Origin of the sequence: Levilactobacillus suantsaii (genome assembly GCF_004115745.1) — a bacterium.
Classification (GTDB): Bacteria; Bacillota; Bacilli; order Lactobacillales; family Lactobacillaceae; genus Levilactobacillus; species Levilactobacillus suantsaii.
This window is the reverse complement of record NZ_QXIL01000036.1, coordinates 1-12351: the sequence shown is the minus strand read 5'-3', so window position 1 is coordinate 12351 and position 12351 is coordinate 1. Positions and strand designations below refer to the sequence as shown.

Here is a 12351-nt window from a genome sequence, read left to right as displayed (position 1 = left end):
TTGTTAAACTGATTCATAGGGGAAGACCTCCGTTGATTTGGTTTAGACGCTTATAATCATACGGGGAAGGTCTTCCCTTTTTCAATACTCATTTACACAAAATATTTTACACTCTCTTTTAAACAAGTTCTCAGGAGTGTTTTCGGAAAGGAAGATTAGATGTCGAAATTACTGAGTCCCGTTCAGATTGCTAAACTCTCATTAAAGAATCGCGTCGTGATGTCTCCCATGTGCCAGTATGCCGTTCAAGCCGAAGATGGGCTGTTAACCCCATTCCACTTTGCCCACTATCTCACTCGGGCGATGGGTCAGGTCGGCTTGATCATCACCGAATCAACGGCGGTGACCCCCGAAGGCCGTATCACTAACAACGACCTGGGCCTCTGGAACGACCAACAGGCCGACCGTTTACACGACCTAATCACCCAACTACACCAGTTGGGGGCTAAGGCCGGCGTGCAATTGAACCACGCGGGCCGCAAAGCCGCCGACGCTAAGACACCAGTTGGTCCCAGCGACCAACGTTATGACGACAGCTATAAACAGCCACACCCGTTGACCGTCGACGAGATTCACACCATTGTCGATGAGTTTCAAGCGGCGGCGAAACGCGCGACCAAGGCCGGTGTCGACGTTATCGAGATTCACGGTGCGCACGGCTACCTCATCGACCAATTTCTTTCCCCGGCACTCAACCAACGCCATGACCCGTATAGCGGTTCGTTACAGGACCGCTACCGCTTACTCCACGAAGTCGTGGACGCCATTCGCCGCGAATTCCACGGCTCACTCTGGGTCCGATTGTCGTTGACCGACTACATGCCGGCCGGACAACAGACCAGCCTGTCCGAGTGGCAACGAGTCGCCCAGTGGCTACAACGCGATGACGTCGATTTGATTGACGCCTCGACCGGGGGCCTGTTCCCTAAGAAACCGGACTTCCCAGTCCACGACGGCTACCAGACCCGCTTCGCTACGGCGTTGAAACAAGCCGTTGACATTCCAGTCGCCACGGTCGGTTTGCTCGACAATCCCGGTTTAGCCGAGTACATCTTGCAGAACCGGCAAGCCGACTTAATCGTGGAGGGGCGCGCCTTGTTGCGGAACCCGAACTGGGTCGCGACTGCCGACATTGCGTTACACGATCATCAACTCGAACGCGATACGTTTAACCACTCATACTATCGCGGGATGGCAGAACATTGACGCACCACTACCCAATTAAATAGTAGTCAAAAAAACAGGACCACCTTCGAAACGAACAAGGTGGTCCTGTTTAACGTTATTCAAAGTTTAGTTCAACCCATCGAAGCCGTCCAAGACCCAAAACGCGACGCCCCCGACCAACACGGCCAAGATAATGACCCCACCGAGCAGGACGTTAAACGCCAACCCCAGGCCCCCACAGAGCAACAGCAGGATAAAGATGAAGGGGTGGCGAAAACAAAACTTGATGAACCCCACAATCAATTTAAAGAGCAAGATGATAAAAACAATCAGTCCAATGGCAATCGCCAACTTGGCACTGGTCGTCATTTCTAATAGGACTAGTGGCATGGTTAACTTCCTTTCCACCGCGACGGTCGGTTATACCGGCCCACTTTCCGGTCTCTGGCACCTGCCAAAGACCTCCTTAGTGAAGAAAGTTTACGCCAATTTAGCCCAAAATACCAGCCTTACCGAACTCATCAGCTCCCGATTTAAGTTTATCTTAACGAGAAGGCCCCGCCACAATGGTGAGACCGTTCAAACGCTAAATATTAGGGGTGGATTGGTAACGTTCGCCCAAGAAAGTCCGCAATGGCAAAGCAAATTGATCTTGCTCGCGGTTGAATAGGGTCTCAAACGAAGCAGTGGTCAAGTCACCGGCCGATTCCTTACCAGCTAACAGGTTGGTGGCCCAGTCCGGATCATACAGGAGCTGTTCGCCAACGGCAACCAGGTCGCTAGTGGCTAAGACTTGTTCCACGTCTGCGCGTTGCCGAACTTGACCAACACCCACGACGGGTACCCGACCATGAACGGCCTCGTTGACGTACGCTAAGATGGATTTGTCTTGATAATCCTCAGCCCGCGCGACGCGGTCGAAGTTGTTCAAGGAAATGTGGATGTAATCCAATGGCGTTTGAACCAATTTTTCCAAGAGGGCTAGGGTATCAGCAAACCGAATCCCTGGGGTCTCGAATTCTTCGGGTGAGACCCGGTAACCAACAATAAATGGCTTCTTGGCGTATTGCTTGACCGCCGCGAAGACACTGTCTAAGACCGCACCGATGAAACGGTAGCGGTTCTCTCGACTACCGCCCCACTTGTCGGTCCGCCGGTTGGAGTGCGGGGAGTAGAACTGTTGTAACAAGTAAGTGTTGGCCCCGTGGAGTTCGATGCCATCGAAGCCGGCTTCGATGACCCGCCGCGTTGCCGCCCCAAAGGCGTCGATGGTGGCTAAAATTTCGTCTTCGGTCATTTCCCGGGGCGTTTCCGCATCCGGTCGTAAGGCCGGCACGGCACTGGCCGAAACGATTTGTTCACCGCCCAACGTGGCTTTATGCGTCATCCGGCCAGCATGAAAAATTTGTACGATGGCCTTGGCACCGGCACCCTGAATGGCACTTGCAAGGTCATGTAACCGGGGCACCATCGTGTCGTCAGCGATGCTGAGTTCACCAGGCCAGCCCTTGCCTAAGGGTTCCACGTTCGCGGCCCCCGTGATGATGGCACCAACCCCGTGGGCCCGCCGTTCGTAATACTTGATTTCGTCGGTGGTCACTTCACCATCGAAGAAACTCTGCCGCGTAGTCATCGGCGACATCATCAAACGGTTCTTTAACGTGACACCGGATGGTAACTTTAGTTCATCTGTAAACTTTGCCAAAATCAAAAAACTCCTTTCATCTTAAGCCAAAAGTTGGAGGACAGCTTCACCCACACCACGAGCGGATTGTGGGTTCTGGCCCGTCACTAAGCGGCCATCCGTCACCACGTGCGGCGTGTAAGCGGCCGACTGGGAGTACTTTCCCCCGGCCTTAATCAACGCGTCTTGTGTCAAAAACGGCACAGCATCGGTCAACTGGTTTTGTTGTTCCTCTTCGTTGGAGAAGCCAGCGACTTGCTTACTCGCAATTAATTCCTGGCCATCGGTCTCGTGTAAGCCCAGTAAGCCAACTACTCCGTGGCATACAGCGGCTGTCACGCCCCCGTTGGCGTGAATAGCATCGGCAATGCTCATCAGGTCAGGATTGTTGGGGAAGTCCCACATAGCGCCGTGACCACCGGCAAAATAGATAGCTGCATAGTCTTGCGGATTGACGTCCTGCGGCTTTAATGATTGCGCCAGATAGTGGTTTCGAAATGCGGAATCGTTATAGTACGCCCACGTTGTGTCGTCCATGCCGTCCAGGCTGCCCGGATCAAGTGGCACGTAACCGCCTTGGGAACTAACGTAATCGACATCGATACCGTGGTCCGCCATCACCGCGTGAAAATGGACACTTTCGCTTAACCATAGTCCCGTTGCCCGGTCAAGGTCACTAAACCGGTTAGTGGAAGTCACCACGACTAATACTTTTTTCGTCATGCTTCAGGAACTCCTTTAATTGAGATTAAAACTTACGATATCACCTCATCTCGAGATGAGGTCAATCAATTTGTTTGAGCGACTAGTAATTCTTTTAGACTGACTGCGCACAATCCGTCTGGATACTTAGCTAGGAGGCGATTGAAGGTGGTCAACTGGTCAGTTTGACCGGTGTTTTTTAAATGGGTGGCAAACTCAGCAGCCGAACGAGCCTGAAAGTCGGCTTCTTGGACTGACCCCAGTGTGACCAATTGGTCAGCATACCACTGTTTGAAAGCCACGTAGACTTGAGTCTCAGCCAACTGTGCGGCCTGTTGGGCCAACCGGTCGGCTTGTTTGTCATAAACCTCCCGCCGGTCTTCCCAGGTCGCATCCCCCTCCTGATACAGGGTCAAATAGGTTGCGATGTCCGTTAATGGCATCTTGGTTCGTTTGAGGTTGACGATTTGGGCCACAATTTTCAGGTCGTGTGCACTGTATTGCCGCCGTCCCGCGGCATCTCGGGCAATCGGCAGTAATAGTCCCTCTTGTTCATAAAAGCGTAATGCCGGCACCGTCACCTGGTACATCGTGGCCACTTCACCAATGGAATAACTCATCTTGCCACATCCTTTCGTTAACTCGTTTAATGGAAAAATAAAAACGCCCGCTATAACCCGAACGTCTTTATTGAATTCTAAATTTAATTGTCTTTGAATTAAGAACATCATTAGCGATGTCCCTTAACTTTTAAGCATAGCTGGTCAGAGTTACGCCGTCAATTATCCCGTTACGGACTGAATTAAAGCTGACACTCGTACAACTTAGCGGGGGTCACACCGAGGTCTGGATAGTCTAGTGGCATGTCGGCGACCAATTTGAACCCATTCTTTTCGTACAGTTTATCGGCGGGGACGTTGCCTTTGACCACATCTAAATGAACCACGGTCGCGCCCTGCTGCTTGGCCGTCTTTAAAATGGCTTGGAGCATCGCTGATGAAACGCCCTGGCCCCGAAACCGCGTACAGGTGCAAGACGGCCACTTGATTGTCCGTGGCTTCGGTCGGCCACGGGACCGCATGATAGGTTGGGTCGTCACCGCGAGTGAGTTTTCCCGCCGCAGCTAAACGGCCTTCTTGATACCCACCGAGCAATTGGCCCTGCTGGCAAGCTGCCAGGATATCCGCTTGGTTCGGGTAATCGCCCCAGGTCCATTCAGGGCCGTAATCGTCTTGGGCCTGGTGGGCACAGACCGCTTGGTAGAAGTCACCGGCCGTAGTAGCATCTGCGGCTGTTAAGATTTTGACTTGATCTAACATGGGTTATCCTCCTGTTATCAATTTTCAATGTCTAGTTTGACTATTGTTTGTTATATCTTACTTTGGACCTCATGGCAAGACTCAAATGAGAAGCTCTCTCCCTGTTATGATCATGATTTCCCACAAAAGAGAAAAAGAAAAGGAATCCACTTCAGCGAACTAGACTCCTTTCCCCTTCACTAATTTAACTGACAAAATATGCCTTACTTTAAACCCTTTAGACCGTTAATTTAACGTCTACCTTAACGGCTTGCCCTTTCTTTAAAGGGAGGCGCTGCCCATCAGCGATGACCACGCCGCCATCACGGGTACTCGTGACGGTTAACTGGCCATCAGCCAAATGGAAGTCGACCTGACCACCCTTGACCGGTAAGCTACAGTCAAGTTGAGTAAAGTCATCTAAGTGTGGTTGAACTTCAAAGGTCTCATACCCGGCTTTAGTGGGTTGCAGCCCTAAGAAGTAACGACCCAATAAGTAAATAGGACTGGCTCCCCAGGCATGGCAGAGACTCTTGCCAAAGGGGTCGCCATACATCGCGTACTGGTCTTTCCCCTGAACCTGTGGATCGTACTCTTCCCAAACCGTCGTGGCACCCTTTTTGACCATGGCTCCCCAGTAGTCTTTGATGGTCGCCAAAACTTGAGGTAATTGCCCCAAGCGGCATAAGGCATCCTGTTCAAAGAACTTAAAGTACGGCGTAGTCAATTGGGTAATCTGGTCGTTAAGCAACACGTTCTTTAAGATCTGTTGTTGCTTGTCAGCGTCAACTAAATCGAACAGTACGGCTAAGATATTGGCGTGCCGGGTGACGTGATTCTTACCGGACTCATAGCTGTCAATAAAGGCGCCCTTTTGGTCATTCCAAAAGTACTTGACGACGTTTGCTTTCAGCGTGGTAAAGCAGTCCTGATACTTAGCAGGATCTTCACCGATGACTTCTTTAGCCGTCATCATGGCCTTCAAGGCCTGGAGCAAAACATCTGCTCAGCCGCTATCGTGCCATCTTTATCCATTTCCGACCAATCTACAAAGATCCAATCGCCCTTACGTCCGTAGATAAAACCTAACTTATTGGTCTGGGCCAACAAGTAGTCCATCATCGATTCCATGCGGGGCATGATCATCCGGATAAAGGCCTGATCGCCAGTCGTTTCATAATGGTTATAAATACTGATGACCCATAGCAGAGAGTAATCAACAATCGTATTGATGTGCTGCTTGATCTCATCGTGTCCGCGCAAGGCGATAATGGTCCGCTTATCCACGTCTTCGTTGAAGAAGGTATATTGGTTGATGAAAGCATCCTGATACGCATCACCGCCCCAGATCCAGCGGTCACGCTTGACGCCATCAATATAGAACAAATCAGTACAAAGTTTAAAGGTGCGCGTTGACATATCCCAGATCTGGTTGATTAAGGTCTCATTACTCTTAAACGAAGATCGGTTAGGCATCTTCAAGCCCACCGTTGTGGCCGTGATATCCAGATGATCAGCTTGATAATTAGGCACAAACAGATACTGAAACGCCCGCTTAGGAATCTTAGTCTCACTTGTGATTCCAGCTTGCTGATAGTAACAGTTTACCGTGTCCAGCGCTTCAGTCCGCGATTCGCCATAACAGATCGTAATTGGTGTTGTTTGGTTTGCAACCCGCAATTTCGCGTTAATCTCTTCCCCAAAGTCGATCAAGAGGCCACCATTCACCGCCTCCGTGGTCTTCGGCTGGACGTCATGCTCCTCGTATGGGATCACATTCGGATCATCGTCGAGGGTCGTAAACAGATTGCTGTAGCCAACGGCTCGCTGCGTCACGTAGTTATCCGCTACCCAACTGGCATCGGAATGAATAACCTCGCCTTCAATGTAGACGGTCGGTTGCTCCGTGGCACTAAAAATGTATGCCACAATCTCTTGTTTCCCGGCATCCAGGGTAATCGGCTGGTTGACTAGATATTTTTTATCATTAATCGTCAGGTAGCCAGCTTGCCGTGTGTGGACCGTAAACGTGGTGGCTTGCTTAAGAGTGTAAGTTCTTTCAAACTTCACATTGCAGTAATTGTCATCCACGTACCAATAGGCCGGCCAGCGCATCCCCCGTTCTTCTCGCGAAAAGTTCTGTAACATGCCTTGATGGATTTCGAAATCGCCTGGATACCAAATCCAATAAACACCCATGATAAAACTCCCTTCTCAATTCTATTTTTAAAATGCTTTAAGCTAAACCACGCCGGTGAAGCATCCGGACAATCACCACGGCAAAGCCACCGGAAATCAACGCACAAGCGAAAATGATCCAGAGAAACTTTTGAACGGACCAGGCCATCAACATCGGCGTAAACAGTGAGAAGATGGCCGTAAAGAACCGGACAAAGCCGTAAGAAAAACCGGTGATGGAAGCCCGGACGTCGACCGGATAGAATGTCTGGGTCCAAATCTTATAAATCGGTTCCCCACACAGCGTATTCGTCGCTGAATAAAGGATGTAAGCCACTGTGAAGGCCCACCAAACGCTACTCCAAATGCCCGCGCAGAAGAAGGCTAACGACCCCACGATAATCGCACCGTACATCACGGGATAACGGTACTTCGTATCAGACACTTTAATATAGATTGAATTGGAAGCCAAGTTGAACAGATTGGCCACCAACGCGACCAGCGTGGCAAAAGCCTGGGTTCGCCCTGAAACCGTTACCAAAAAGTAGTTGACAAACGAACCCCAGGTGTTGGCTGGTAAGTTCCAGAATAGGTAGAACAGGGTCAATACGATCAGCACGCTCAAGTATTGCTTATTCTTGAAAACATCCCATAGTTTGAGCTTCTTTTGTTCCCGTTGATCATCAGCATTGCCAGCTTCTTTTTGTTGCAAGCTAATTTCAACGTTTTTGAACTTCGTCGAAAAGGCCCGGACACACCAGTTAGCAAAGGCAACGACCGCAATCACACTAAAGATCCACCGAACGGACCCGTAAGTCATGCCGGACGTTAAGAACCCAATGAACTGCGACAGCAAAATACCGACGGTCCAAAAGACTTGGGTAATCGTAATTGAGCGCCCATACATGCTGTCAGACGTCCGTTCAGAAATGACGGCTAACGAAGTTGGCAAGTCAGCCCCCGACGCAATTCCAGCGATAATCGTCCCCACTAACAACACGGGAAGGTTGCCCGCAAAGGCAATGATAGTGGCACCAATGGCCACAAAAAGAATATCTAGATTGAAGACTCGAACCCGACCAAAGCGGTCAGACAGCCAGCCCCCAACAACTGCACCCAAGGCAACCATCAGCGTCAGTAGCGTTGAAATAAATCCGGTCAGTAACGGCGTCAAATGCATGACTTTCGTCCAAATTGGTAAAGCCACCCCTAAACTGACCAACAAACTGGAATCCAAATACGACGCAATCCCAGCGACAAATACTAGCGAAAGGGTCTTACTATCCATTTTTTGCTTTGGACTCGTCCCCATTTCGATCAACTCCTAATTTAATAAGTACTTTTTAATCAGATAAGCCGGTGTGCAACCCCAAGCATGGCAATAGCTCGATACAATGGGATTATCGTACGGTGAGTAGTCTGGATTTTCCGGTTCAAACGCTTCCCAATAAGTATCGGCTCCCAGATCGATCATCTTACCCCAATAGCTCTTCAACAATCGAATGCCGTCCTGCTTTAAACCGGATTTCAGTAAGGATTCCGCTACGTGGTGATACATATAAGGCGTCGCAATGCCTTTGATGGGAAAGAGTTCTTTTTCGGCAGTCGCCATGACATCATGCGCTTGTTTAGCTGGCATCACATCCGCTAGGGTCATCCAAACTTGACTAGAGACGTTCACTTCAGCTTGATCACCACTGACAAATAAGTTCTTGGCTGGGTCAAACAGTTCATTTAACGAGTAAGTCACCATCTTTTGCAACACAGCAGCGTACTTTTGTGTTTCCTGTTGTGTCTCTTTTAACAACGTCATAAATTGCTTCAGCACGTAGATGATAATCGCTTCACCCGAAGTGGTCTTGTCAAATTCATTTGACCAGTCCACAAAGACGGGGTAATCCTCGTCTTCATGGAAGACCCCGTTTTGGTCAATGTACTGTAAGGCATAATCCATTTGTTTTTGTGCCACGGGCAGTAGATCCGTCAAAGCAGTTTGGTCATGCGTGTGCTGCTCATAATCATATAATGTTGAGATAAAGAATAAACTGTAATCCAGTAAGAAGGTATCGTCAGGTTGTGGATCCGCGCTGGTAAAGACGTTGGCCACGATACGACCATCTTGGGCCGTCATCCCACCAAACAGATACAGGCAACGCTTTACCAAATCATTGTTTCCAAACGTGGCGTAATTGGCCAACGCCTGAAGTCTCAGGTCCCCTAGCCACAAACGCCGATCACGCTTGGGGCCGTCTTCAAAGACTTCTTGCATGCAATCATGCAACGTGTCAACACTGACATCGTAAATTTTTTGCAAATCCGGATCAGTCAATTTGATTGGCGTCAAAGTTCGTTCATCGGCGGAACTGACCGCCGTGACTTCTGGCTGGCTAAAGACCGCTGACCATTTCGGTGATGTGTCAATCACCGTTAATTCCACGTACCGAAACGCATAGCGCCGTGGTAAGGTCAACTCAACCGGGAGCTGATCAATATGGAACACTTCTTCTTGGATCCAGGATTTACTCAACCATCCGTCATAGTCCGCCGACTCATACGTCAGTTCGGCTGGAACTTCCGCAAACTTGATGCGTAATGCTAACGGCGCATCTTGAGGTGATCCCACGTGTCGAATATTAAGTTTGAATTTGCCCACGTAATGGCGGCCAAAATCTAAAACCACTTTTCCATCCCGTTGAAACTTCATTTGATCCAAATCACTAACATCGGCAACCTTTTCCATACCAACTTGGTCTAATTTACTTTTATTCGGAACAACCTTGGTTAGCATCACCGGGTGGACGACCTTTTCGGTCAATTTGGGTGTTAGTTGTGCCGCCTTCTTTAACAATTTAGTATCGTGATTAAAGGTCACGTCATTATTAATTTGAAACTTAAATGCCATTCTATCTCACCTTATCCTTTTTCGCCTTCACTAATGCCGTACTTCTTTTGGAGGGCAATGACGACTAGCCCGCCAACAAAGCCAATGGCAATCAACGCCGTGAAACCAAACATAGTGTAGCGAATCACTGATGGCATGACTAAGGCTGGCGTCACGAACGCAAACAGACCACAGGCAAACCGGGAGAACCCGTTCATAAATCCTTGCAAGGATGCACGGGATTCAACTGGGAAGGATTCCTGTGTCCAAACCTTATAAATAGCTTCCCCAGCGATATTGTTCCCAATGTTGTAGCACCCAATGGCGATAACGATTGGCCATAAATCATGACTTGAAATAGCTAAGCCAAACATTGCGGCCGCTTGAATAATCATCCCAACAATAAAGAACGTATTCCGCTTAGGACCCGCAGCAACCGACGAAAAGAGCATAACCGCAGCTAACCCAACGAAGTTTAAGACAATTCCGGCACCAGTTGCGAACGTTTGAGAGGCGTTAGCTTGGACCAACGTAAAGGTCTGGAATTGACCAAAGGTATTCGCTAATAAATTCCAGAAAATATAGAAGATGAAAATACCTAAGAACAGCCCCAAGTAATGGTTCTTCTTGCTCCCACTGAATAAGAGCTTGATGGCTGACCCACCACTAACTTCGTTAGACGTGGTCTTTTCATCAGCCGCCCGGTACTGGTTGCCCTTTTCGTGAAAGGTCTTGAATTTTGTTGAGAATGTCCGCCATAACCAAGTGATCAGCGCAATAACGGTTAAAATAGCAAAAACGATTCGGGCACCCGTAGCCCCGCTCATCTTGGAAACAATAAATGAACAAATGTATGAAATAAAAATCCCAATCTGCCAGTAAACTTGCGTCGAGGAAACTAAGCTAGAGGATACCTTGTCGTTCGGTGCATCGTGTGAGATCACCGTTAAACTCAAAGGTAAATCCATGCCTGACGCTAATCCCGTCACAATGACCCCTAATAGCAAAACTACGTAGCTTGGTGCAAAAACGCAAATAAGTGCTCCTAACGCATAAACCAAGTTCATCCAATTGAATGAACGCATCAAACCAAACATTCTGCCGACCGGTCCCGATAAGAAACCACCAATCGCAATGGCAAACGTTAACGCCGCCGAGATAACCCCGACTTCACTATTGGTCAGGCCTAATCCCTTTTGCCAGACGGTAATCGTGGCCGACAGCCCAACAATAATTCCGGATCCCAAGATCGAACCAATTCCCGCAGCAGCGGCTAAAGGTCGATATTGAGAGACTAATGCTTTATCATCCATGTTGACACTCCTTTTCTATCTAAACTCGCTACATCTATTATATTAGACGTTTTGACAGCGCTTACAATATCATAAAACTCGTATTTTTATTGCAAAACTACAGAAAATCCTTTTATAATATAACTAACAATAGCCTGTTCAATTACTATTTAAGGGGACTAAGCTAATGAATCAATTATTTGAACTATTACATCGTGAAGACGTTGTCGAAATCCAACAGCGCCTAAATCACGGGATAAACATTAACGATATGGGTCTGCGCTTTGGCCCAAATATTATTCCGCGTATCCCCAAAGGCACTTTCTTTCAACACTCCTTTGTGGCCAGTACCAAGCAACATCGATATTCCTACATGCCATCCCATACACATAACTTTGTGGAACTCAACTATCAATACTCCGGTACTTCTCACCAACACTTAGATGGTCAATCTTTTACCCTAACTGCTGGTCATCTCTTGGTCATGGATCGTGAAATTATTCAAAATTACGGCTACATGGGCAAAGATGATTTACTGGTCAACATCTTATTGGATATTGACCAGCTTCCCACCAACTTTCTCACCGAAATTTCCAACGCAAAATATTTCAGTCGTTTTTTGTACACAGCACAAGCGACCGAAATCAATCACGAAAACTTTCTGATTTATGATTTAAGCCAGCAGGTTCCAGCCACACAACTGTGGGAAACACTTATGCTGTATCTGTTAACACAAGCGCAACCTTATGCTACACGTGGGCTACTCATGGAAGCTGCAATCAGTTGTTTACCAAAACCGCTCTTCACTAATCTTCATACTCTTAAAACGACTGTAGATCCCATCTATCAAGTCATTCACTACATTGATGAACATTACGACTCGGTGACGTTAGATGAGCTTAGCCACCGATTTAGCTACAATAAAAACTACCTAAGTAATAAAATAAAAAGTCCCAAATTGCAAGAACAAATTAGCCACACGATAAATCCTATTAAATCAGTATTTTCATTAATATTCATATTTTATGGCCTTAACTTAACCGGCGGAAGCAGCGGAGAAAAGCTCTTTGGGTGTTTGATAGCCAGTTTGCCGGCGCGGTAAATTGTTTAGCTTTGACTCAACTGCTTGGATATCATGAGGACCCAAAA

Annotated in this window: 10 protein-coding genes and 3 pseudogenes; 2 read left to right on the top strand and 11 right to left on the bottom strand. The window is 48.1% G+C overall.

Features of this window, described 5'->3' with window-relative positions:
- Nucleotides 1-159: 159 nt before the first annotated feature.
- Entirely contained in the window at nucleotides 160-1206 is a 1047-nt protein-coding gene (locus DXH47_RS10985; RefSeq protein ID WP_129033356.1) for an oxidoreductase, read from the top strand.
- Between the two features lie 87 nt (nucleotides 1207-1293).
- On the opposite strand, the gene DXH47_RS10980 is transcribed toward DXH47_RS10985, so the two are convergent.
- The 10 genes and pseudogenes from DXH47_RS10980 to DXH47_RS10940 form a co-directional block, all read right to left on the bottom strand.
- The gene (locus DXH47_RS10980) at nucleotides 1294-1557 is read right to left on the bottom strand and encodes a hypothetical protein (RefSeq protein ID WP_129033355.1); all 264 of its coding nucleotides are present in this window, start codon (nucleotides 1555-1557) and stop codon (nucleotides 1294-1296) included.
- A gap of 196 nt (nucleotides 1558-1753) precedes the next feature.
- The gene (locus DXH47_RS10975; RefSeq protein WP_129033354.1) at nucleotides 1754-2872 is read right to left on the bottom strand and encodes an NADH-dependent flavin oxidoreductase; all 1119 of its coding nucleotides are present in this window, start codon (nucleotides 2870-2872) and stop codon (nucleotides 1754-1756) included.
- Between the two features lie 21 nt (nucleotides 2873-2893).
- Nucleotides 2894-3574, bottom strand: a complete 681-nt coding sequence (locus DXH47_RS10970) for a type 1 glutamine amidotransferase domain-containing protein (protein ID WP_129033353.1) — start codon at nucleotides 3572-3574, stop codon at nucleotides 2894-2896.
- Nucleotides 3575-3639: 65 nt separating this feature from the next.
- Nucleotides 3640-4173 (bottom strand): MerR family transcriptional regulator, encoded by a 534-nt coding sequence (locus DXH47_RS10965; protein ID WP_170955019.1) that lies wholly within the window; start codon nucleotides 4171-4173, stop codon nucleotides 3640-3642.
- A 182-nt stretch (nucleotides 4174-4355) separates the two neighbouring features.
- Nucleotides 4356-4544: a GNAT family N-acetyltransferase gene (locus DXH47_RS12120; RefSeq protein WP_225423578.1), complete on the bottom strand. Its 189-nt coding sequence runs from the start codon at nucleotides 4542-4544 to the stop codon at nucleotides 4356-4358.
- Nucleotides 4456-4872, bottom strand: a complete 417-nt coding sequence (locus DXH47_RS11925; RefSeq protein WP_225423577.1) for a hypothetical protein — start codon at nucleotides 4870-4872, stop codon at nucleotides 4456-4458. Before DXH47_RS11925 ends, DXH47_RS12120 begins: the two co-directional genes overlap by 89 nt.
- 217 nt (nucleotides 4873-5089) lie before the next feature.
- Nucleotides 5090-7050, bottom strand: a pseudogene (locus DXH47_RS10955) (alpha-L-rhamnosidase-related protein).
- Between the two features lie 37 nt (nucleotides 7051-7087).
- Nucleotides 7088-8341: an MFS transporter gene (locus DXH47_RS10950; RefSeq protein WP_129033350.1), complete on the bottom strand. Its 1254-nt coding sequence runs from the start codon at nucleotides 8339-8341 to the stop codon at nucleotides 7088-7090.
- Nucleotides 8342-8353: 12 nt separating this feature from the next.
- Nucleotides 8354-9931, bottom strand: a complete 1578-nt coding sequence (locus DXH47_RS10945) for an alpha-L-rhamnosidase-related protein (RefSeq protein WP_129033349.1) — start codon at nucleotides 9929-9931, stop codon at nucleotides 8354-8356.
- An 11-nt stretch (nucleotides 9932-9942) separates the two neighbouring features.
- The gene (locus tag DXH47_RS10940; RefSeq protein WP_129033348.1) at nucleotides 9943-11223 is read right to left on the bottom strand and encodes an MFS transporter; all 1281 of its coding nucleotides are present in this window, start codon (nucleotides 11221-11223) and stop codon (nucleotides 9943-9945) included.
- A gap of 166 nt (nucleotides 11224-11389) precedes the next feature.
- On the opposite strand from DXH47_RS10940, the pseudogene DXH47_RS12040 reads away from it, so the two are divergent.
- Nucleotides 11390-11716, top strand: a pseudogene (locus DXH47_RS12040) (AraC family ligand binding domain-containing protein); the annotation flags it as partial.
- A gap of 522 nt (nucleotides 11717-12238) precedes the next feature.
- Here DXH47_RS12040 and DXH47_RS12035 read toward each other — a convergent pair.
- Nucleotides 12239-12351 (bottom strand): annotated as a pseudogene (locus DXH47_RS12035) (IS30 family transposase); the annotation flags it as partial.